We start from the raw sequence: 23,101 nt of genomic DNA, 5'->3' as shown, positions 1-23,101 counted from the left end.
GCATGAGCGGCAGGGAATGTACAGCTCGGAGCATGCTTGCAACTGGCGTCGATTCGCGTATAGTCGGCGCCCTTCGCACCCGCTGACAGTGCCCAAGTCCCTTGTCAGCCTTCCCTTTCTGTCCTAACGAGAATGTTGACCATGACTTTCCAAGACCTCGGTCTGTCCGAGGCCCTGTTGCACGCTATTGCCGATCAGGGCTACGACAAACCCTCACCCGTCCAGGCCCAGGCCATCCCCTTTATTCTGCAGGGCCGCGACGTGATGGCCGCCGCCCAGACCGGCACCGGCAAAACCGCCGCCTTTACGCTGCCCATGCTGCAGAACCTGTCCGGTGGCCAGCGCGCTCCCAAGCGCGGTTGTCGCGCCCTGGTGCTGACACCCACCCGCGAGCTGGCCGCCCAGGTGCACGACAACGTCACCGAGTACAGCCGCTATCTTGAGCTGCGTTCTGCCTGCGTATTTGGCGGGGTAAAAATCAACCCGCAAATCGACCGCCTGTCCCGCGGCGTTGATGTGCTGGTGGCAACCCCCGGCCGCCTGCTGGACCTGCACGGCCAGGGCGCGGTGAACTTCGACGCACTGGAGTTCCTGGTGCTGGATGAAGCCGACCGCATGCTCGACATGGGCTTTATTCACGACATCCGCCGGGTGATGAAGCTGCTGCCGGAGAAGCGCCAGACGCTGATGTTCTCCGCCACCTTTGCCGGCGACATCCCGCGCCTGGCCGGCGGCTACCTGAACAACCCGGCCAAGGTGGAAGTGTCGCCGCCCAACGCCACCGCCGATACGGTGCAGCAGTGGGTTTACCCGGTGGACAAAAAACAGAAGCCGGCCCTGCTGAGCTACCTGGTGAAGACCAACGACTGGCACCAGGTGCTGGTGTTTACACGCACCAAGCACGGCGCCAACCGCCTCAGCCAGCAGCTGGAAAAATCCGGCATTCCGGCCGCCGCCATCCACGGCAACAAGAGCCAGAATGCCCGCACCCGCGCCCTGGGCGACTTCAAGCTGGGCAAGGTGCAGGCCCTGGTGGCCACCGACATTGCCGCCCGTGGCCTGGACATCGAGCAGCTGCCCCAGGTGGTGAACTTCGATTTGCCCAACGTGGCCGAGGACTATGTGCACCGCATTGGCCGCACCGGTCGCGCTGGCGCCGCCGGGCGCGCCTACTCCCTGGTGAGCGCAGACGAAGTGGACTACCTGCGGGACATTGAAAAGCTCATCCGCAAAAACCTGCCGCGCGAAGCGGTGGACGGCTTTGTGCCGGACCACACCGTGCCCGATACCCCGCCGGCTCCCACCGGGCCGCGCCAGCCCAATCGCGGGCGCCGCTCTGGCGGTGGCCGTGGCGGCCAGAACGGCAGCGGTCAGCAGGCACGCCAGCGCAGCGCAAGTGGCAATGGTAATGGCGGTGGCAATGGCCGCAGTTCTGGCAACGGCAACGGCAACAACAACGGCAGCCGCCGCCGTCGCGGTGGACGCGGGCGGGGCAACGGCGCTGCCCCCAACGGTAACCGCGCCGCCAGCTGATCGCCAGGAGGCGCTGTTACATTGCTGTCACATTGGTGCCGCATACTGCGGCGCCATGATCACTATCGCCGCCCCGCACTTGCCGGTACAGGTGGCAGGTAAGCGCCTGCCCTGATGGCATTCTGGCCACTGCGTCGTTCGCACAGCGGGGAGGCCGATGCACCGGCCACGGCGGAAGTGCTGTTTTTGCATCATGCCCCCCAGCGCCGGGTGGATGCGCGCTACCTCTCCTGGTCCATCGACATTTCCGTATTTGCCGGCGGTTTGTGGTGGGAGGGCGCCGGCCGCGCCCGCCGCGGCGTTGGCACCCTGCCGGTGCCGCCGCTGGCGCTGGACAACAAGGCGCTTAACCGCCTTGCCGGTGCGCTGGGGCCAGCCTACCTGCGCATTGGCGGTTCCGAGGCGGACCGCATCCACTATTTTCAAGCGCCCCCCGGGGAAACCGATGCCCTGATGCTGACGCAATCCCAGTGGGATGCGCTGCAGGACTTTATCGCCCGCCACGACCTCGGCCTTATTTTTACCTGCAAGTACGGCCTGTTCCGGCGCAGCGAGCACGGCAGCTGGGACGGCAGCGAACTGGAGCGCCTGCTGCAGCACGCCTGCGAGCGGGGCCAGCGCATTGATGTGTTTGAGCTGGGCAATGAGCTGAACGCCTACTGGGCCTTCCACGGCCTGCGCGCCCAGCCGGGGGCGCGGCGCCTGGCCCAGGACTACGATCGCTTTGCCGCCCTGGTGCGCCAGTATTTTCCCGCAGCCCGCATCTCCGGCCCCGGCAGCGCCTTCTGGCCGCGCCTTGGCGAAACCTTCCGGCCTTTCACCCGCATTACCCCGCGCTTTCTCGCCAGCCTGCAGCAGTCGCTGGACATTGTCGACTGGCACTACTACCCCTTCCAGAGTGAGCGCAGCCCGCTGCGCACCCGCAGCGCGCGGCTGGAATCCATGCTGGACCCACGGGCGCTGGACGACTTCGCCCGCTACAGCGCCCAACTGGCGCGGCTGCGTGATCGCTTCCAGCCCGGGGCTGAGCTGTGGACGGGCGAGACCGGCTCGGCCCAGTGTGGCGGGCAGCCTTTTTTGTCCGACCGCTGGGCGTCCAGCTTCTGGTGGGCCGACCAACTCGGCCAGGGCGCGGTGCTGGGGCAGCGGGTGATGGTGCGCCAGGCCTTGATTGGCGGCGACTACGGCATGATCGACCGGCTCACCTTCAAGCCACGGCCGGACTACTGGGTAAGCTGGCTGTGGCGGCGCCTGATGGGTGAGCGGGTGCTGCGGGTGCGCAGTTCCGACCCCTACCTGCGCGCCTACCTGCACGATCGGCCAGATGGGGCGGGGCGCACACTGCTGCTGATCAACCTGCACAGCCAGGCTCTGCCGCTGCGCCTGCGCGGCTTTGGCATTGCCAGCGGCTGTTACATCCTCACTGCCAAGCAGCCTGGGGCGCGCAAGTTGAAGATCAACGGCGAGCGGCCGCGCCTGCGCAAGGGTGACCTCAGCCTGGCGGACTTTGCGCTGGCGCCCCTGCCGGATGCGCTGCCGCCCCTCAGCATTACCTTCTGCCTGCTGCCGGCATAAGGCCGCGCCACGCACACACAAGGCCGCGCCACGCCTACCAGTTGCTTAAACACGGCCGCGCCGCAGACTGTCAGCCGCAAGACTTATTCGCCACGGCGGCCTCTGGTAGTCTTGACCCTGGCTCAACCATCCTTCGAATAATCACAATCAGGAGTTGTCATGTCGCTGGAGACTATTCCCTCCCTGCTTAACCACTGGGCCGATACCTGCCCGGATACCGTCTGGATGCGCACCCTGCAGGGCGAAGGCGCCCGCGACTGGACCTGGGCCCAGGCGCGCGACGAGGCCATGGCGGTGGCCAGTGCCCTGGAAGACCGCTTTGGCAGCGGCGTGAGCATGGCCATTCTCGCGCCCAATGGCCCCCACTGGTTTTTGGCGGACATGGCGGTGATCGCCTCCGGCAATGTCACCGTGGGCCTGTTTACCACCCTGCCGCCGGATACCGCCGGTTACATCCTCGATTTTGCCGGGGCGAAGGTGGTGTTTGTGGGCGCCGCCGGCAACTGGGCGTCGGTCAGCACTGTTGTGCCGGATGACGCCGTGCTGGTGGCCCTGCCCGGTGTCGAATTGGAGCAGGATCACCTGACCTGGGATGAGCTGCTCGCCAGCGGCAGCGGGCGGCGCCCGGCGCACCAGTGCCAGCCCTCGGATCTCATGTCACTGGTGTTTACCTCCGGCACCACCGGCAAGCCCAAGGGCGTGATGCAAACCCACGAGAGCAACCTGATCCCCATCCGCCGCTTTACCGCCGCCTTTGGCGCCGAAGAGGGCACCCGCTACTTCTCCTATTTACCGCTGTCGCATATTGCCGAGCGCCAGATTGTGGAATTCTCCTCCCTGGTGGTGTGTGGCGAGGTCACCTTCAACAGCGGCCTTGAAAACCTGCTGCCGGAGCTGCAGCAAACCCGGCCCCATATATTCTTTGGGCCGCCGCGCATCTGGGAGCAGTTCCAGCAGGCGGTGATCGGCAAGCTGGGCGGCCAGGCGGCACTGGATGCGGCCCTGGCAGCCGATCGTGAAGGCACCGGCGCATTGATTGTGCAGACCATGGGGCTGGACCAGGTGCGCTATTGCCTCACGGCGGCGGCCCCGACCCCGCCGCCACTCATTCACTGGTTTGGCGAACTGGGCCTGACGCTGATGGAGGGCTTTGGCCAGACCGAGGCCATGGGCCTGATTGTCAGCAGCATGGAGCAGCGCCGCATCGGCTCCGTGGGCAAACCCCTGCCCGGCGTGGAATACCGCATCACCGAGGAGGGCGAGCTGGTGGTGCGCTCCGACGGCAATACCCCCGGCTACTACAAAGACCCGGAAAAAACCGCCGAACTGCTGCGCGACGGCTGGTTGCACACCGGCGACAAGGCGCGAGTGGATGACGATGGCTTTATCTACATCACCGGCCGTGTGAAGGACTACTTCAAAACCATCCAGGGCAAGTTCGTGGCGCCGCCGCCCATCGAGGGTGCCTTTGCCAAGAATCCCCACACCGAACAGCAGTGCCTGCTGGGGCGTGGCTATTCCAAAACGGTGATGGTGGCGGTGCTCACCGAAGAGGCCAGGGCCCTGCCGCCAGAGGTGGTGGAAGCCTCGGTGCGCGAGATGGCCGAGAGCGTGAACGACACAGTGGAACACCACGCCCGCATTGGCGCGGTGATCCTGAGTCGCGAACCTTGGAGCATCGACAACGGCATTCTCACCCCGACCATGAAAATCCGCCGTGACCAGGTAGAGGCCCGTTTTGGCGAGCTGGCCCAGAACCTGGCCCGCCAGGCGGCAGAGCAAAAGCAACTGCTGATTCACTGGCTGGAGGATTAAGGCAGTGCACATCTGGGTGGACGCGGACGCCTGTCCGGTGGCAATCAAGGAGATTCTGTTTCGCGCCGCCCAGCGCACCGGCATTGGCCTGACCCTGGTGGCCAACCACGCCATGCAAGTGCCCAAGGCCCCCAACATCCGCTTTGTGCAGGTGGAGCGGGGCTTTGATGTGGCAGACAACCTGATTGTCGGGCGCGCCGAGGCGGGGGATCTGGTGGTTACCGCCGACATCCCGCTGGCGGCGGAAGTGGTGGAGAAGGGTGCCTGCGGCCTGAGTCCCCGGGGTGAGCGTTACACCGCCGACAACATTCGCGCCCGCCTTAACATGCGCGATTTCATGGCCACATTGCGCGACAGCGGCGTCGAGACCGGCGGCGCGGCGCCGCTCAGCCAGGCAGACCGGCAGCTGTTTGCCAACCGCCTGGACCAGATGCTGGCCCGGGCCCGCTAGAGCCCGCCTAAAACTCCCTGTCCTCGGGCCCCAGGCGAATGGGCGCTGGCGCTGGTTTCTCTTCCGATTCGGCCTTTTCGGCACCGGCCTCGCCGGTTCCCGCGTCTGCAGCGTCTGGCGCGGGCTCTGCCTCTTCCGGCACCAAGTCGCCCACTTCATCCTCCAGCCCGCGCGGGTCCAGGTCGAAGGCCGTTGGCGCCGCTTCCATGCCGGCGGCGGAGAAGGGTGTTTGTTCTTCCACGGTCACCGGGCGCCGACGGGTGCACTGGTAGCCGACATACAGGGCGAACAGGCCGCACAGTGCCGACGAGGCCCAGAACAGGGCAACCGGGCTCAGGGCCGTCATCAGCTGCCCCAGCAGCAGGGGGGCCGCCGCCGCGCACAGGGCGTTCAGCATCAGCACCGAGGTGCCGATTTCCACAAACTCGCTGCTGCTGGAATTGTCCGCCGCCATCGCCAGGGAGATGGCGTACATGGGCATGGTAAAGGCGCCGAACAAAAACACCGCCCCCATGTGCCAGGGGGTGCCCACGCTGGCGGCCACCGCGGCGGCAGAGGCCGCCCCCAGGCAGCACAGGGCCAGCATCACCCGGCGCCGGTCCACACGGTCAGACAGCCAGCCGATGGGGTACTGGAACAGGGCGCCGCCGGCGATAGTCACAGTGATGAACAGGGTGACATCCGACAGCGACGCGCTGTAGCGCTGGGCAAACACTGCCCCCAGCGACCAGAAACCACCCACCACCAGCCCGGACACAATGGCCCCGGCAAAGGCCGAGGGCGAGCGTTCGTACAGCAGGCTGAAGCGGATGCGGGTGGATTCCAGCGGCGCCGGGGCCAGGCGGCTGGTGAGGCCCACCGGCACAATGGCCAGGGCCAGGAACACCGCCGCCAGCATGAAGGGCGCGGCCTCACTCACCGGGCCAACGTTGATCAGGCCCTGGCCGGCGGCCATCGACATCAGCACGATGAAGGTATAGATGGCCAGCACCTGGCCGCGGGATTCCGGCGTGGCCTGGTTGTTGAGCCAGCTCTCGATCACTGTGTACAGGCCGCAGATCATGGCGCCGGTGGCAAAGCGCAGCACCAGCCAGGCGCCCCAGCTGTCCAGCATTTCCAGCCCCAGCAGGGCGGTGATGAAAATGGCGGTCAGCACCGCAAAACTGCGGATGTGGCCCACCTTGGCAATGATGCGCGGAATAACCAGCGCGCCGCCCACAAAGCCAAGGAAGTAGGCGGAGGCGCTCATACCCACCTGGAATTCCGAGAAGCCGATGACCGAGCCGCGCAGCGGCAGCAGGGTGATTTGCATGCCGTGGCCGATCAGCAGCAGCGCAGTGGAAATCAGCAGGGAGGTTACGGTCATCAGTGTACGCATGGTGCCGCCGTCGCTTGTTGTTGAAATCGTGGAAATCGGGTGTGGCCCAAGGGTACTAGGAATTGCCCATCACACAAGGGTATTGCTGCAACCGGGTTTAGCTGAAACAGGGCCGTGAGCCAGCGCCAAAGGATGGGCGGGATGCCCCGCTCAGCGCGAGCGGGTGGCCGCCACGGCTTGCTTTACCGCGTCCAGGTGGTCGGCAAAGGCCTGGCCCTTGCGCAGGGCGAGGGTAGTCACCAGCACGTCGATCATCACCAACTGGGCAATGCGGGAGGTCATCGGGGTGTAGAGGTCGGTGTCTTCACCGCCGGCCACGCCCAGCACCAGGGTGCAGGCCCTGGCCAGCGGCGAGCCCGGGCTGGTGAGCCCGATCACAGTGGCGCCGCTGTTTTGTGCCAGTTGGGCGATTTCGGTAATGGCCCGGGTGCGGCCGGTGTAGGAAATACACAGCAGGCAGTCGTCCGGCTGCAGGCTGGCGGTGAGCATGCGCTGGTTGATGATGTCGGTGTGCGCCACCACAGGCGTCTGAAAGCGCAGCAGCTTGTGCTGGGCGTCCAGCGCCACCGAGGCCGAGGCGCCAAGGCCGCACAGGGCGATGGAGCGGGCCCGATCCAGGGCGTCCACCGCCTGTTCCAGGGCGCTGGTGTCCAGGGCGTTGTGGGCGCTGGCCAGGCTGGCGGCGGTGGCTTCAAAAATTTTGGCCGCCACGTGGCTGCCGGAATCGCCCGGCTCGATGTCGCGGGTCATGCTGGGCCGGGCGCGGGCGAGTTCGCCAGCCAGCTGTAATTTGAAATCCGGAAAGCCCCGGGCGCCCATGGCGCGGCAAAAACGGTTGACGGTGGGCTCGCTCACGCCCACTGCAGCAGCCAGGCGGGCGATGGGGGTGTTCAGCACCGCCTCTGGCGCGCGCAGGATATGCTCGATGAGCTTGCGCTCGGACTTGCTGCGCCGGGCCTCCGTGTCGCGCATTTCCGCCAGCAGGCTCACTGTGGTTGCTTCCTGTGCATGGTGTCGGCTCCGGCGGTGCTTGGTTCGTCTTTCTTAAAAATGTAATAAAACAACAATATAGGTGCAAGCCTCTTTCGCAGATTTTTCGGATTCTGTGGGGTGGGTGGGGTTGCTTCCGGGGCTGTCGTGCAGAAAAGGCATAAAAACAGCGAGTTCAATAACATTTTTCTGTCCGCACTTCTTCCTGCACTACCGGGCTTGTCGGCTTGCCTGAATGGGTGGCGCAGCTTGCCAATTCCCCGGGGATGGCCTAGAGTGTCAAAAATGTAATAAAACAACGTTTTGAGGTTGAGGCGGACATGCAGCCATCCGAGATCAGAGCCACCCTGAAGCCCTGCCGCGTCTTGCCGGTGATTACCGTGGAGGATGTGGCGCGCACCGTGACCCTGTCGCGCACCCTGCTGGAGGCGGGCATGCCGGCGGTGGAGCTGACCCTGCGCACGCCTGCGGCGCTGGAGGGCATTGCCGCGGTAAAGGCAGAGGTGCCGGGCCTGCTGATTGCCGCCGGTACGGTCACCAACGGTGCCGAGCTGGACAGGGCCATGGCGGCCGGGGCGGACTTTGCCGTTAGCCCAGGGCTCACCAGCGGCCTGCTGCAGGCGGCGCGCCAGAGTGGGGTGGGGCTGGTGCCTGGCGTGGCCTCGCCGTCCGACATCATGCTTGGCCTGGATTACGGCCTGGACACGTTCAAACTGTTCCCTGCCGCCGCGCTGGGCGGCATACCCATGCTCAAGGCTCTCGGCGGCCCCTTCCCCCAGGTGAGCTTTTGCCCCACCGGGGGGCTGAACCCTGACAACTTCCGCGACTACCTGGCCCTGCCCAACGTGATCTGCTGCGGCGGCTCGTGGATGGTGGCGCCAGCGCTGGTGGCCGAGGGGCAGTGGGATCGCATTGCGGCCCTGGCGGCAAGCGCCATGGCCACGGACAACAACTGAAACGGAGAAATGACAATGGCACAACCTGCGCCCATTCGCGTTGGCATCATGGGTTTTGGCCAGACCGGCCGGCAGATTTACGACCTGGCATCGCGCAGCGACGATGTGGAAGTGGTGGCGATTGCCGACATCGGCAAGGCCGACATCCTGCACTACCTGCTGTGCTCCGAGGTGGCAGAGCCCGAGCGCCATACCCTGCAGGGTAACTTTCTGGTGAACCCGCGTTTTCGCTCGCGCCTGATGCGCATCGACCAGCCGGCGGAAATGCCCTGGGATATGTTCGGCGTGGATGCCGTGATCGATTCCACCGGCAAATACCGCAGCGTAGCGGAAATGCAGGACCACCTGGGCAACGGCGCGCCGCGGGTGCTGCTGCGCACCCTGCCGCTGGATGGCATCGACCGCATTGTGGTGCCTGGCATCAATGGTGACACCATTGCCGCCGGTGACCGCATGGTGTCCGCCGGCTCCGCCACCACCACCGCGCTGGCGCTGCTGCTGCACATCCTGTCGCAGCGTTTTGACATTGAATGCGGCAGCATGACCACCGTGCACGCTTACACCTCCGACCAGGCCCTGCAGGATTACGCCGGCTCGGATTTTCGCCGCAGCCGCTCGGCCGCCGAGAACATCATTCCCAACAGCCACGAGGCGGGGCAGTGGCTGGACCACATCCTGCCGGCCATGGCGGGCAAAATCACCACTGCCGCACTGAATGTGCCGATTCACGAGGGCTGCCTGCTGGATTTGAACCTGGTGATCAGCGACCCGAAGGTAACGCCAGAGGCCATCACCCAGGCGGTGCGCGATGCCGCCGGCGACTACCCGGGGGTGGTGGCGGTGGCGGAAGACCCGATTGTGTCCTCCGATGTGATCGGCAGCGCCCTGTCCCTGCTGTTTGATGCCAGGGGCACCATCAAAGCCGGCAACCACATCATCAAGTGCCTGAGCTGGTACGAAAACCTGGGGCACGCCGCCCGTCTGCTGGACGTGGTGCGCCTCTACGCCGAACTGGACCGCAAGCAGGAGGCCGCGTAAATGAAAGTCGCCATCAATGGGTTTGGCCGCATCGGCCGCTCGGTATTTCGTATTCTGGAAAACGTGGAAGGGGTGGACGTGGTTGCCATCAACGACCTGTTCGACCCGGATGCTCTGCGCTACCTGCTCAACTACGACACCGTCATGGGCCCCTTCGGCAAAAGCCTCAAGCTTGAAGACGGCCACTTTGTGACTCCCAAGAGCCGCGTCAAGCTGCTCAGCGAGCGCAACCCCGCCGACCTGCCCTGGGCGCAGATGGGCATTGACGCGGTGGTGGAGTCCACCGGCGTGTTCCGCAAGCGCGAGCAACTGAAGCAGCACCTAGAGGCCGGCGCCAAGCGGGTGATTCTCACCGTGCCCGCGGCGGACCCGGTGGACTACACCGTGGTGCTGGGGGTGAACGAAGACGGCCTGAGTGCCGATCACCGCATTATTTCCAATGCCAGCTGTACCACCAACTGCCTGGCGCCCATGGCGCGGGTGCTGAACGATGCCTTTGGCATCGAAGAGGGCGTGATCAACACTGTGCACGCCTACACCAATGACCAGCGCCTGGCCGATGTGCCCCATTCCGACTGGCGCCGCAGCCGGGCCGCCGCCGAGAACATCATCCCAACCTCCACCGGCGCCGCCAAGGCGGTGGGGGAAGTGCTGCCACAGCTCAAGGGCAAGCTGCACGGCATTGCCGCCCGGGTGCCAGTGCCGGACGGCTCGGTGGTGGATCTGTTCGTCAAGCTGGGCAAGGCCATTCGCGTGGACGATGTTCACCAGGTGGTGCGCGAGGCGGCGGCCTCCGAGCGCCTGCATGGCATTTTACAATTCAGCGACCAACCGATCGTGTCTTCCGATATCATCGGCAACTCGCACTCGTCGATCTACGATTCAGGGTTCAGCGCCGTGACTGGCGATCGCTACCTGCGGGTGCTTAACTGGTACGACAACGAATGGGGCTATTCCAGCCGCGTATGTGACCTGCTCTCCCGGGTAGGTAGCTGGTAAGAAGGAACCGGGTATGGGAACGGTAGAAGCAGCAGTGGAAAACGAAGAAGGACAGGCCGATTACAGCGGCCTGCGCAGCAACGTCAGCTTTCTCGGGCGCCTGCTGGGGGAGACCATCGCCGATGCGGAGGGCCCCGAGTTTCTGGCGCTGATCGAGAAAATTCGCGGCCTGTCGAAAACCGCGCGGCTGGCCTCCGGCGATGATTCCAGCGTCGAGCGCGAGCAATTGCTGGCGGTGTTGCGCAATCTCGACAACGCCCAGCTGGTGCCGGTGGCGCGGGCCTTCTCCCAGTTCCTGAACCTGGCCAACATTGCCGACCAGCACCACACGGTGTCGCGGCAGATGGACCCGCTGTTTTCAGCGTCCCGTGCCCTGTCGGCCACCCTGGCGGAGCTGACGGAGGAGGGCATCTCCCGGGAGCAGCTTGTCGACACCATCGACAATCTGCGCATCGAGCTGGTATTGACCGCCCACCCCACCGAGATCATGCGTCGCACCCTCATCCACAAGCACACGGAAATTGGCCGCTGCCTGTCCCAACTGGAACTGGGCGGGCTCACCGAGCGCGAGCAGCAGCGCCTGCACACGCGGCTGCGGGAGCTGATCGCCCAGATCTGGTACGGCGACGACTTTCGCCTGCAGCGCCCCACCCCGGTGGACGAGGCCAAGTGGGGCTTTGCTGTGGTGGAGGATTCCCTGTGGCGGGCGGTGCCGGAATTTTTGCGCCGCCTGGACAGCGCCCTGCAGGAAGCCTGCGGCCAGGGCCTGCCGCTGGAGGCGGCGCCGGTCACGTTTGTGTCCTGGATTGGCGGCGACCGCGACGGCAACCCCAACGTTACCCACGAGGTGACCGCCGAGGTCATGTGGCTGAGCCGCTGGCAGGCCACCGACCTCTACCTCAAGGATGTGGAGCAGCTGGTGGAAGAGCTGTCCATGACCCACTGCAACGAACCGCTCAGGGCGCTCTCTGGCGACGCCCACGAACCCTACCGCGCGGTGCTTAGGGATCTGCGCGCTACTTTGCGCGACCACCTCGCTGCCATCGAGGCGGTGCTGGACAATGGCGGGCGCGGCGATCTGGCACCACTGGACGAAGCGGTGCTGTGGGCCCCGCTGAAAGCCTGTTATGACTCCATGCTCGACTGCGGCATGCAGGCCATTGCCAATGCCGGCCTGCTGGATTTGCTGCGCCGGGTGCGCTGCTTCGGGGTTCATCTGCTGCGTCACGACATCCGCCAGGACAGCGCCCGCCACACCCAGGTGCTGTCGGAGCTCACCAGCTACCTTGGCCTGGGAGATTATGCCGAGTGGGATGAAAAAGCCCGCTGCGCCTTTTTGCTGCAGGAGCTGTCCAGCCGCCGGCCGCTGATCCCGGCCCGCTGGCAGCCCTCCGAGGACGCCGCGGAAGTGCTGGCCACCTGCGAAGTGGTGGCGCGCCAGCCCGAGGACGCCCTGGGCGCCTACGTGATTTCCATGGCGCGCCAGGCCTCGGACATTCTGGCGGTGCATCTGCTGCTGCGCGAAACCGGCTGCCCCTTCGACCTGCCGGTGGCGCCGCTGTTTGAAACCCTGGACGACCTGTCCCGGGCGCGGGAGGTGATCGCCAGCCTGCTGGATGACGCCTGGTATCGGGGCCACATCGACGGCCGGCTGATGGTGATGATCGGCTACTCGGATTCCGCCAAGGACGCCGGCGTGCTGGCGGCCTCCTGGGCCCAGTACCGGGCCCAGGAAGAATTGCTGGCGGTGTGCGACGAACACGGCGTCAAGCTGACCCTGTTTCACGGCCGCGGCGGCACCATTGGCCGTGGCGGGGCGCCGGCCCACGCGGCTTTGCTGTCGCAGCCGCCGGGCTCGCTGGAAAACGGCCTGCGGGTCACCGAGCAGGGCGAAATGATTCGTGCCAAGCTGGGCTGGACCTCGCTGGCGGTAAAAACCCTGGCCACCTACACCACCGCCATCTGCCGCGCCAACCTGTCCACCCCGCCGGCGCCGAAGCCCGAATGGCGGGAGGTCATGGAGGCGCTGTCGGCGGATTCCTGCGAGGCCTACCGGGCCGTGGTGCGCGGCGAGCCGGAATTTGTGCCGTATTTTCGCTATGCCACGCCAGAGCAGGAACTGGCCGGCCTGCCGCTGGGTTCGCGCCCGGCGCGGCGGGCCAAGGGCGGCGGCATCGAGAGCCTGCGCGCCATTCCCTGGATATTCTCCTGGTCGCAGAACCGACTGATGCTGCCGGCCTGGCTGGGGGCGGGCAAAGCCCTGCAGGCGGCGATTGACCGCGGCCAGCGGGCACTGCTGGAGGAGATGGCGGCCAACTGGCCTTTTTTCGCCACCCGCCTGTCGATGCTGGAAATGGTGTTCGCCAAGGCCGACGTTGGCCTGTCGGCCCACTACGACGACTGCCTGGTGCCCCGGGAACTGCAGCGCATTGGTGCAGACCTGCGCACCCAGCTGGCCCACGATAACGCCACTGTACTGGCCCTGCACGGGGTGGATGCGCCGCTGGAGGACAGCCCCTGGATTCGCCAGTCCATCCAGCTGCGCAACATTTACACCGACCCGCTCAATGTACTGCAGGCGGAACTTTTGCAGCGCCAGCGTGCCGAACCTGAAGCGCTGCTGGAACAGGCCATCATGGTGACCTTTGCCGGCATTGCCGCCGGCATGCGTAACACTGGCTAGCTTTCTTGACCGCTGGCAGTGCCATGCACACAATGATTGACCACCGCCGGCGCATGCCGGCGGTGTTTCGGCAAACGCACTTTCCCCCTGTGACCTCAAGAGGCCCGCAACCATGAAGAACCTGTTTAAATCCCTTGCCGTTCTGCTGGCAGTCACCTTTGGCGCCGCCGGCGCACAGGCCGACAGCTACAGCGAGGCAATGGAATCTTTCAAGCGCGCCGGTGAAAGCGGAGAGTTCTTCAAATCCGCCTACGGCTACGCCCTGTTCCCCACCATTGGCAAAGGCGGTATCGGTATCGGCGGCGCCCACGGCAAGGGCAAGGTCTATGTGCACGGCAACCCGGTGGGTGAATCCACCATGACCCAGGTGACCGTTGGTTTCCAGCTGGGTGGCCAGGCCTACAGCCAGATTATTTTCTTTGAAGACCAGCGCGCCTTCGAGGAATTCACCTCCGGCAACTTCGAGTTCAGCGCCCAGGCCACCGCCGTTGCCATCACCGCCGGCGTGTCCGCCGAGGCCAACACCGGTGGCGGCGCTGCGGCTGGCGCCAGCGGCGGCAGCAACAATGCCAAAACCTCCCACGGCGGCTACCGCAAGGGCATGGCCATCTTCACCATCGCCAAGGGTGGGTTGATGTACGAAGCGGCACTGGGCGGCCAGAAGTTCACCTACAAGCCCCTGTAATCTCCTGCCAGTAATTGTGCCGGCACGTGGCCGCTGGGTGGGCCACGCTGCCGGTTCTGCTCTGTTCTTTCCTCTCTTTCGTCCCTCTCCTTTTTCTCCTGCTCTTCCTCCTGCTTTTACATCGCCTGCCCCGGCGCCGGCGGCACCATTGATGATTTCGGTCTACTGTTCGTTATACACAGGTCAGGCGATGCGCAGCGCGCGCCCGCCACCGGAATCATCGCAGGAGAATAAATATGTTGAAACGTAACGTCCGCAGCGCTCTGGCGCCCGTGATGCTTGGGGCGGCTGCTACCGTATCGGCCGCGCCGGCCACCGAGCAGGCAGTGCGCGCGTTTATCGACCAGGCTGGCCAGCGCAGCGCCGAGTTGTCGGTAAAAAACAGCCGCGCGGAATGGGTATTCCAGAACTTCATCACCCACGACACCCAGGCCATGGCCGTGGATACCCAGAAGGCCCTGACCATTCTTGGCGGCGAACAGGCCCGCCAGGCGCGGGATTACCTGCAGGTGCCGGGGCTGTCGGCGCAAACCCGCCGCGATCTGGAGCTGATACGCCACGATGTGTCGGTGCCATCGCCGGCAGACGCCGCCAGCACGGCGGAGCTGGTGGAGATTGGCGCGCAGCTGAAGAGCCTCTATTCCACCGGCAAATACTGTAACGAGGCCGGCGAATGCAGTGTGCTGCGTGACATGGAGCTGCGCATGGCCAACAGCCGCGACGCCAGCGAGCTGCTGGCACTGTGGCAGGGTTGGCGCGAGGTGTCGCCGCCCATGCGCAAACTCTATGCGCGACAGGTGGAACTGGCCAACCAGGGCGCCCGGGACCTGGGTTACAAGGATCTCGGTGATTACTGGCGCAGCCGCTACGACATGAGCGGTGACGCCTTTGCCGGCGACATGGAGCGCTACTGGCAGGAGGTGAAGCCGCTGTATGAATCCCTGCAGTGCCACGTGCGCGACCGCCTGCAAGACGTTTACGGGGAGGAGGTGATGCCTGATGACGGCACCATTCCCGCCCACCTGCTGGGTAATATGTGGGCCCAGGGCTGGGGCAATATTGAGGATGTGGTGATGGGCGGCGCCTGGAAGGCGCCCTATGATCTGACCGCCATCCTTGAGCAGCGCGATATGGACGCCCTGGACATCGTGAAAATGGCCGAGGGCTACTTTACCTCCCTGGGGCTGGAGCCACTGCCGCAAACCTTCTGGGAGCGCTCCCTGTTCACCCGCCCCGAAGACCGTGACGTGGTGTGCCATGCCAGTGCCTGGAACGTGGATGCGGTGGACGATCTGCGCATCAAGATGTGCATCCAGCGCACCGGCGAAGAGGTGAGGGTGGTGCATCACGAGCTGGGCCATAACTATTACCAGCGCGCCTACAACCAGCAACCCTATTATTATCGCGGTTCCGCCAATGCCGGCTTCCACGAAGCGGTGGGGGATGCCATCGCCCTGTCGGTTACGCCCTCCTATCTGGTGAAGATCGGCCTGCTGGACAAGGAGCCCGCCACCACCGAAGAGAACACTATCGCCCAGCTGATGCAGATGGCCCTGGACAAGGTGGCCTTCCTGCCCTTTGGCTACATCATGGACAAGTGGCGCTGGCAGGTGTTTTCCGGCGAGCTGAGCGAAGCGCAGTACAACGACGCCTGGTGGCAATTGCGCAGGGAATACCAGGGGGTTTCCAGCCCGGTGGCACGCGATAGCGAGGCCTTCGACCCGGGCGCCAAGTACCACATTCCGGCCAACGTTTCCTACAGCCGCTATTTCCTCGCCCACTTGCTGCAGTTCCAGTTCCACCGCGAAATGTGCGAGCAGGCCGGCTTTAAGGGGCCGCTGTATGCCTGCTCTGCCTACGGCAGCGAACAGGCTGGCCAGGCGCTGAACGCCATGCTCAGCGCCGGCAAGCGCCTGCCCTGGCAGCAGACGCTGGAGAATTTCACCGGTAGCGACGATGTGGATGTGTCCGCCATGCTGGAATACTTCGCGCCCCTCAAGGACTGGCTGGACGAGCAGAACCGCGACCGCCAGTGCGGCTGGCAGAGCTGAGCTTCTGGCAAAGCTGAGTCTCTGCAAAAGCTGAGCCTTTGCCAAAGCCGGGCGGGGGTGTTGCCTGCTTGCAAATGATAATGTTTGTCATTATCGTTCCTGACCCTTTGCAAACTTTCGGTCAGGAGCCAAGTCCATGCAACACCGCCCGCCACTGCGTCGCCACCCACTGGCCGTCGCTCTCGTTTTGCTCGGTAGCCAGGCGGCACTCGCCCAGCAAACAACGCAGTCGGGTAATGCCGCCCGGCCAGAGCGCCTGGAAGAGGTGGTGGTCACCGGCCAATACACCATCTCCGAACGTATCGACACCGCCACTGGCCTCGGCCTGACCCTGGCGGAAACCCCCCAGTCGGTGAGCGTGGTCACCGCCCAGCGCATCATCGACCAGGACCTGCGCTCCCTCACCGACGTGGTGAACAACGCCGCCGGCATTTCCGCCCGGGCCCAGGACAGCAGCCGCTACACCTTCTCCGCCCGTGGCTTTGCTATCGACAACTACCAGATTGACGGTATTCCCATCAGCTGGGAGCCGGGCGGCAATGCCGGCGAAACCCAGACCGACACCACCTTGTTCGAGCGGGTGGAAGTGGTGCGCGGGGCCACCGGCCTGCTCACCGGCGCCGGCAACCCGTCTGCCTCCATCAACCTGGTGCGCAAACACGCCGACAGCCGCGAACTGACCGGCTACACCACCGTGAGCGCCGGCCGCTGGAACAGCTACCGGGCCCTGGCCGATGTCAGCAGCCCCCTGAACGAAAGCGGCAGCCTGCGCGGGCGGGTGGTGGCCAACTATGAAGAGAGCGATTCCTTCCGCGATTACGCCGGCGAGGAAAAGTCCGTATTTTACGGCGTGGTAGAGGCCGATCTCGGCCAGGCCACCCTGCTGCGTGTTGGCGGCAGCTACCAGGACAACGCGCCCACCGCCTCCACCTGGGGCGGTTTGCCGGTGTGGCTGGCCGATGGTAGCCAGGCGGACTGGAGCCGCTCCAAAACCGTGGCCGCCCGCTGGACGAGCTGGTCCTCTACGGTGGAGAACTACTACCTGGACCTGGTACATGATTTTGGCAGCAGCTGGCGCGCCAAGCTCAGCGTGAACCACAACACCAATGCCTCCGACCAGTTGCTGCTGTACCTGTCTGGCGCGCCGGACCCGGTCACTGGCCTTGGCATGCGCGCCTCGCCGCGCAAGGCCGATACCGAGCGCGAACAGCTCAATATCAGCGCCCAGCTGAACGGCAGCTACGCCCTGTTTGGTCGCGAGCACGAGCTGACCTTTGGCGCCATCGACAGCGAGCAGGACGAAACCGCCTTCTCCCACGCCCGCAGCAATATTGCCGAACCCGGCAATTTCTTTGAGTGGGACGGTAACTACCCGCAGCCGGACTGGGGCGCTAAGGGCCAGGATGTAGACATGACCACAGAACAGAGCGGTGTTTATGCAGCCACCCGCCTGTCCCTGGCAGACCCGCTCAAAGTAATCCTCGGCGCCCGGGTGGCCGACTGGGAGCAGAGCGGCAGCACCTACGGCGTTGCGGTGGATTACGGCGATACTGGCGTGGTGGTGCCCTACGCCGGGGTGCTCTACGACCTGACGGAAGACCACCGCCTGTACGCCAGCTACACCGAGATATTCCAGCCCCAGGCCCGGCGGGACCGCCGCGGCGACTTCCTCGACCCGATCACCGGCAAGAGCTATGAGATCGGGCTCAAGAGCCAGTTCCTGGACGGCGCCCTGCAAACCACCCTGGCCGTATTCGACGTGGAGCAGGATAACCTGGCCCAGGCCGATGGTGTCAACATTGTGCCGGGCACCGACAACGAGCAGGCCTACTATGGCGCCGAAGGGGCCACCAGCACCGGCTACGAACTGGAAGTCACGGGCCTGCTGGCGGAGGGCTGGGATATCAGTGCCAGCTACACCGATTTCGACGCGGAGGATGCCGACGGCAACGAGGTGAACACCGATATGCCGCACAGGCTGTTCAAGGTGTTCACCACCTACCGCCTCCCCGGTGATTGGAGCCGCCTCACCGTGTCCGGCGGCGTGAACTGGCAAGACAGCAACTACACCGACACCTTCAACGTGGTAACCAATGCGCCGGAGCGGCTGGAACAGGACGACTTTGCCCTGGTCAGCCTGATGCTGCGCTATGACTTTACTGACCGTCTGTCGGGCCAGCTCAACGTGCAGAACGCCCTTGATGAAACTTACTACAGCCAGATCGGTTTCTACCGGCAACTGGAGTACGGCACACCGCGGGATTACCGCCTGTCCTTCAACTACCGCTTTTGAGCGGCGGCGAGGGCGCCAGGTGGGGGTAACGCCATGCAGGCTCAGTTGATTCGCCCAGCGCCCGGCCCCCGGGTGCTGGTGGTGGAGGACGACGCGGCCCTGGGTCAGCAGCTCGGCGAGCTGCTGGCGGCCAACCGCTTTGTGACTCGCCATGCCAGCGACGGGGCCGCCGGGCTGCGGGCCGCGCTGGAGGAGCCCTTCGACCTGATTCTGCTGGATGTGCTGCTGCCCGGCATGGATGGCTACACCGTGCTACGGCAGCTGCGCCAGACCCGCCAGACGCCGGTGGTAATGCTCACCGCCTGCAATGCCGAGGAGGAGCGCATCCGCGGTTTTACCAGCGGCGCCGATGACTACGTGGCCAAGCCCTTCAGCTTCACCGAACTGCTGCTGCGCATTGAGGCATTGCTGCGCCGCGCCGGCGGCGAGCCGGTGCAGCCGGCCACCCAGGCGCTGCATGCGCCGCCTTTGACCCTGCACCGGGTGCAGCAGCGGGCCTGCGTGTCTGGCGCCGATCTCAAGCTCACCCCCATCCAGTTCAAGCTGTTGTGGACGCTGGTGGCCTTTCGCGGCGAGGTGATGTCCAAGGCCTACCTGTATCAGCTGGTGCTGCAGCGCGAATTCAGCCGCTACGACCGCAGCATCGACATGCACCTGAGCCGGGTGCGCCGGCGCCTTGGGGCCGCGGGCTTTGATGTGTCGCGGCTGCAAACCCTGCACGGGCGGGGTTATCGCTTCACGTGAAGCGGCGTCTGCTGTGGAAGCTCTGCATTGCCGTGGGCCTTGGCACGGTGTCCCTGTTCGCCGTGATCAGCTGGCTGGTGACCAACACCGAAGAGGGCATGAGCATGCTGGCGCAAGAGCACCAGCAGCAAATTCTGGACTATGGCGCCCAGGCGGAGCGGCTCTACCTGGCGGGCGATGAACAGGCCCTTGAGCGCTGGCTGCGCGAGCTGCAGCAGCGCGAGCACACCTGGGCGGCGGTGGTGCGCTCGCAGATCACCCCGCTGGCTGGCAGTGTGCTCACCGAACGCTTCACCGAGGGCTTTCGCCTGGGCCGGGACGTGGGCTGGAAAATCCACCTGTACTTTAAAGCCAACCCCATCATGGAAGTGCCCTTCGCCGGTGGCGACACCCATTTTCTGATGATTTTGCCGGAGCGCATGCGCCCCGGCGCCTACTGGCACTACACCCGCCTGCTGCTGCAGATCGGGCTGCCCCTGGCCCTGCTGTTGCTGCTGTGCTGGTTTCTTTACCGCCACGTGGTGGACCCCCTGCGCGCCCTGCAGCGCGCCACCGAGCAGATCAGCTCCGGGGATTTTGACGTGCAGGTGCGGGCCAGCCTGGGCGGGCGCAATGATGAAATTTCCGCCCTGGCGGATCACTTCGACCGCATGGCGGCGCGCACCGGCCATGTGATTACCACCCTGCGCCAGTTGATGGCCGACCTGTCCCACGAGCTGCGCACCCCGCTGGCGCGCATCGACATGGCTGTGCACAGCCTGCAGCAGGGCCTGCAACCCGAGGCCTCCCTGCAGCGGATTCGCCGCGAGGCCGACCTGATGCGCAACCTGGTGGAGGACAGCCTGGCCCTGGCCTGGCTGGAGAACGAGCACGCCCAGCTGCGCGGCGAAACCCTGGATCTGGTGGACCTGCTGGACACTGTCATCGACGATGCCGCCTTTGAATTCCCCGACCGGCGCATTGTGCCGCAGCTGCCGGAAGAGGCGCCGCTGGCCGGCAGCGACCACCGGGCCCTGGCCCAGGCCATCGAAAACCTGCTGCGCAACGCCCTGCGCCACAGCCCCGTCGACGGCTGCGTCCGCGTGACCCTCGTGGCGCAGGGCGGTGGCTACGCGCTGGCGATTGATGACCAGGGCCCCGGCGTGCCCGATGAACACCTGGAGGCCATCTTCCAGCCCTTCTTCCGCCTGCCGGCGGCGGCCAATGACCCGGACAGCGAGGGCTTTGGCATTGGGCTGGCACTGGCGCGGCGCCAGATCGAGGCCACTGGTGGCCAGGTGCGGGCCGAAAACCTGCCGGGTGGCGGCCTGCGGGTGCGGGTGTCTCTGCCGCACACCGCCTGAGCGGCGGTGTAACAAATGTAAATCCCGTTTCAATCCCCTCCCATGTAAACAATAATCATTATTATTTAATGCATCCAACAAAGGGGGAGGGTTTTCATGCAGTGGTTTATTCGTAGCAAGATGGTGCGCGGCCTGTGCAGTGCAGGGCTGGCGGTGGCGCCGGTGGCGGCACTGGCCCAGAGCGCGGTGACCGAGGTGGGCGACAACCAGGAACTGGAACACGTGCTGGTGATGGGCGAGAAGATCGACACGGTGCTGTCCACCCTGGATATCGAACGCCGTCAGGCCAACGACCTGGACGACCTGTTTGCCAGCGTGCCCTCGGTGATGGTGGGCGGCTCGGTGGGCGCGGCGCAGAAGATCTACGTGCGCAACCTCGGCGAAGACACCCTGAACATCATGATCGACGGCGCCACCCAGTCCGGCGTGACCTACCACCACACCGGCCGCATCGCCGTGGAGCCGGAACTGCTGCAGGCGGTGGAGGTGTCGGTGGGGGCTGGCGAGGCTACCAATGGCCCCGGCGCCATGGGCGGCGCCATTCGCTTCACCACCAAGGACCCGGCAGACCTGTTGGCACCGGGTCAGCAGTTTGGCGCCATGGTCAAGGGCGGCTACTTCGATAACACCGAAGGCTACAAAACCAGCGTGTCCGGCTACGGCCGCCTGGGCCAGGACTGGAGCGCCATGGCCAGCTACGTGTATTCCGACCAGGACGAGATGGTGGACGGCAACGGCGACGCGATGGCCGGCACCGCATCCGAGCAGACCCTGGGCTACGGCAAGATTGTGGGGAACATCGGCGATGCCCAGAAAATCAGCCTGAGCTACGAACAGCTGGACGAGGAGGGCGAGAAGCTGCGCCGCCCGGAGTGGGCGCCTGGCCCCGCCAACCCGGTGTGGGACTTGGAATTCACCCGCAAGACCACCACCGGCAAATACCTGCTGAATCCGGCCGGCTCCAACTGGCTGGACCTGGATTTGACCGCCTACGTGACGGACTTCGACATCTACCGCCCCATCGACAACTACACCAGCGCAGTGGAAACCTGGGGCCTGGACCTGCGCAACACCAGCCGCCTGGGTAACCATAAACTGGTGTACGGCATCGACTACCGCGACGATGAAGTGACCGCCGGCGATGCCAGCTTCAGCGATGAAGAAAAGGAAACCAGCTCGGTACTGGGCTACTACGTGCAGGACCACTACCGCCTCACCGACAGCTTCCTGCTCAGCTTTGGCACCCGCTTCGACCAGTTCGAGCTGACCGACGAGGCCAACGACGATTTTGACGAGAGTGGCTTTTCACCCAACGCTGGCTTCAGCTGGGACATTGCCAGCGGCGTGACCCTCAGCGGCGGCTACGCAGAGGCCCTGCGCGGGCCGGAAACCAACGACGGCTTCAAGCTGTTTGGCACCACCAACGACCCGGACATTGAAGCCGAGCGCGCCAAGAACCTGGAGTTGGGCATCAGCTGGCAACTGGGCAGTTACATCCTCTCCGCCGGCGCCCACGACATGACCATTGAAGACGCTATCGGCAACGCGCTGCCCTGGTCGCGCCACTACGAAAACATCGGCGATATCGACTCCGACGGTTACACCCTGGGCCTGCAGTACCTGGGCGAGCGCCTGAACGTGAACCTCAACTTCGTCAGCACCGATGCCGAACTGGATGGCGAATCACTGACCCGCTACGCCTACGGTTACCTGGGCACCACCACCGGCGATCAGGTGACGCTGGACGTGTCCTACGCCATCACCGAGACCCTGGTGGCGGGCTGGCTGGGGCAGTTTGTGGATGACGTCAACGACATCTACGTGGCCTCCGCCGATGCCAGCATCGACAAGGACGGCTACAACGTGCACGACGTGTACCTGCAATGGCAGCCCCGCGCCTTCGACGCCCTGCAGCTGACCCTGACGGTGAAAAACCTGTTCGACGAACAGTACCTGGACCACGGCAGCGTGGAGGACTTCACCCACATTCCCGGTTATGAGGGCATCATTGGCCAGCCCGCCCAGGGGCGTGACGTGCGGGTGAGCGCGCGGCTGATGTTCTGAGGCGGTAGCGCCGCGCCGCAGGACATGCGGCGCGGCCTGCCTACGGCGCCAGGTCCACCACTGGGGTAAAGCCGCCGAAGATCATCCGTTTGCCATCAAAGGGCATGGGGTTTTTCACAGGGTCCATGCGCGGGTCTGGCGCATCGCCCTCCATCATGTGCTGCATGGTCTGCATGGCCTTGTCGCGGGTGGCCTTGTCGGGCCACTCCACCCAGGAAAACACCACCGCTTCGTCGTCGGTGGCCTGCACCGCCCGGCGAAAGTCGGTCTGCTTGCCCACCGGCACATCGTCTTCCCAGCACTCAATCACCCGCAGGGCGCCCCATTCCAGGAAAATGCTGTCCGCCGTTTCGGCGTGGTGGGTGAATTTTTCCCGGTTGGCCCGGGGCACGGCAATCACAAATCCATCGATGTAGCTCATAGTGTTGTTCTCCTGTGGAACATGGCGTGGGCGGTGCAAAGCGCAGGTGACAAGGATTGGTGCTGCCACACCCGTCTTTACA

The 23,101-nt window shown here is 64.9% G+C and carries 17 protein-coding genes; 14 read left to right on the top strand and 3 right to left on the bottom strand.

Going from position 1 to position 23,101, the window contains the following annotated elements; genetic code table 11:
• The first annotated feature begins 141 nt into the window (after positions 1–141).
• The 4 genes from DDZ17_RS03985 (at position 142) to DDZ17_RS03970 (ending at position 5,374) form a co-directional block, all read left to right on the top strand.
• On the top strand, positions 142–1,533 hold the full coding sequence (locus DDZ17_RS03985) for a DEAD/DEAH box helicase (RefSeq protein ID WP_116364620.1): 1,392 nt from the start codon (positions 142–144) through the stop codon (positions 1,531–1,533).
• Positions 1,534–1,647: 114 nt separating this feature from the next.
• The gene (locus tag DDZ17_RS03980) at positions 1,648–3,108 is read left to right on the top strand and encodes a glycosyl hydrolase family 79 N-terminal domain-containing protein (RefSeq protein WP_116364619.1); all 1,461 of its coding nucleotides are present in this window, start codon (positions 1,648–1,650) and stop codon (positions 3,106–3,108) included.
• Between the two features lie 159 nt (positions 3,109–3,267).
• Positions 3,268–4,923 carry an AMP-binding protein gene (locus DDZ17_RS03975; RefSeq protein WP_116364618.1) on the top strand — a complete coding sequence of 552 codons (1,656 nt, stop codon included), beginning with the start codon at positions 3,268–3,270 and terminating at the stop codon, positions 4,921–4,923.
• A gap of 4 nt (positions 4,924–4,927) precedes the next feature.
• The gene (locus DDZ17_RS03970) at positions 4,928–5,374 is read left to right on the top strand and encodes a YaiI/YqxD family protein (protein ID WP_116364617.1); all 447 of its coding nucleotides are present in this window, start codon (positions 4,928–4,930) and stop codon (positions 5,372–5,374) included.
• A 7-nt stretch (positions 5,375–5,381) separates the two neighbouring features.
• Here the strand turns inward: DDZ17_RS03970 and DDZ17_RS03965 are convergent, their stop codons facing one another.
• Together DDZ17_RS03965 and hexR are read right to left on the bottom strand one after the other, a co-directional pair.
• A complete protein-coding gene (locus DDZ17_RS03965; RefSeq protein ID WP_116364616.1) occupies positions 5,382–6,752 on the bottom strand; it encodes an MFS transporter in 1,371 nt (456 codons plus the stop codon).
• Between the two features lie 150 nt (positions 6,753–6,902).
• A complete protein-coding gene (hexR, locus tag DDZ17_RS03960; protein ID WP_206613427.1) occupies positions 6,903–7,742 on the bottom strand; it encodes a transcriptional regulator HexR in 840 nt (279 codons plus the stop codon).
• A 320-nt stretch (positions 7,743–8,062) separates the two neighbouring features.
• On the opposite strand from hexR, the gene DDZ17_RS03955 reads away from it, so the two are divergent.
• The 10 genes from DDZ17_RS03955 to DDZ17_RS03910 all read left to right on the top strand — a co-directional run bounded on the left by DDZ17_RS03955 (position 8,063) and on the right by DDZ17_RS03910 (position 22,598).
• Complete coding sequence (locus tag DDZ17_RS03955) at positions 8,063–8,698, top strand: bifunctional 4-hydroxy-2-oxoglutarate aldolase/2-dehydro-3-deoxy-phosphogluconate aldolase (protein ID WP_116364615.1); 636 nt, start codon at positions 8,063–8,065, stop codon at positions 8,696–8,698.
• A gap of 15 nt (positions 8,699–8,713) precedes the next feature.
• A complete protein-coding gene (locus DDZ17_RS03950; RefSeq protein WP_116364614.1) occupies positions 8,714–9,736 on the top strand; it encodes a glyceraldehyde 3-phosphate dehydrogenase NAD-binding domain-containing protein in 1,023 nt (340 codons plus the stop codon).
• The gene (gap, locus tag DDZ17_RS03945; RefSeq protein ID WP_116364613.1) at positions 9,737–10,735 is read left to right on the top strand and encodes a type I glyceraldehyde-3-phosphate dehydrogenase; all 999 of its coding nucleotides are present in this window, start codon (positions 9,737–9,739) and stop codon (positions 10,733–10,735) included.
• A gap of 13 nt (positions 10,736–10,748) precedes the next feature.
• Positions 10,749–13,418 carry a phosphoenolpyruvate carboxylase gene (gene ppc / locus DDZ17_RS03940; protein WP_116364612.1) on the top strand — a complete coding sequence of 890 codons (2,670 nt, stop codon included), beginning with the start codon at positions 10,749–10,751 and terminating at the stop codon, positions 13,416–13,418.
• A gap of 112 nt (positions 13,419–13,530) precedes the next feature.
• The gene (locus DDZ17_RS03935; RefSeq protein WP_116364611.1) at positions 13,531–14,103 is read left to right on the top strand and encodes a YSC84-related protein; all 573 of its coding nucleotides are present in this window, start codon (positions 13,531–13,533) and stop codon (positions 14,101–14,103) included.
• Positions 14,104–14,339: 236 nt separating this feature from the next.
• Positions 14,340–16,154, top strand: a complete 1,815-nt coding sequence (locus DDZ17_RS03930; protein WP_116364610.1) for a M2 family metallopeptidase — start codon at positions 14,340–14,342, stop codon at positions 16,152–16,154.
• A 136-nt stretch (positions 16,155–16,290) separates the two neighbouring features.
• Positions 16,291–18,447 (top strand): TonB-dependent siderophore receptor, encoded by a 2,157-nt coding sequence (locus DDZ17_RS03925; RefSeq protein WP_116364609.1) that lies wholly within the window; start codon positions 16,291–16,293, stop codon positions 18,445–18,447.
• Positions 18,448–18,480: 33 nt separating this feature from the next.
• Positions 18,481–19,191 carry a response regulator transcription factor gene (locus DDZ17_RS03920; RefSeq protein WP_116364608.1) on the top strand — a complete coding sequence of 237 codons (711 nt, stop codon included), beginning with the start codon at positions 18,481–18,483 and terminating at the stop codon, positions 19,189–19,191.
• Positions 19,188–20,534: a sensor histidine kinase gene (locus DDZ17_RS03915; RefSeq protein WP_116364607.1), complete on the top strand. Its 1,347-nt coding sequence runs from the start codon at positions 19,188–19,190 to the stop codon at positions 20,532–20,534. The genes DDZ17_RS03920 and DDZ17_RS03915 overlap by 4 nt, the downstream gene beginning before the upstream one ends.
• A 96-nt stretch (positions 20,535–20,630) precedes the next feature.
• The gene (locus DDZ17_RS03910) at positions 20,631–22,598 is read left to right on the top strand and encodes a TonB-dependent receptor domain-containing protein (protein WP_116364606.1); all 1,968 of its coding nucleotides are present in this window, start codon (positions 20,631–20,633) and stop codon (positions 22,596–22,598) included.
• A gap of 40 nt (positions 22,599–22,638) precedes the next feature.
• On the opposite strand, the gene DDZ17_RS03905 is transcribed toward DDZ17_RS03910, so the two are convergent.
• A complete protein-coding gene (locus DDZ17_RS03905; RefSeq protein WP_116364605.1) occupies positions 22,639–23,019 on the bottom strand; it encodes a DUF1428 domain-containing protein in 381 nt (126 codons plus the stop codon).
• Positions 23,020–23,101 lie beyond the last annotated feature (82 nt).

This window comes from Parahaliea mediterranea (assembly GCF_003402235.1).
In the GTDB taxonomy this organism is placed as follows: Bacteria; Pseudomonadota; Gammaproteobacteria; order Pseudomonadales; family Halieaceae; genus Parahaliea; species Parahaliea mediterranea.
The sequence above is the reverse complement of the archived record's forward strand: the minus strand, read 5'-3'. Positions and strand labels throughout refer to the sequence as shown.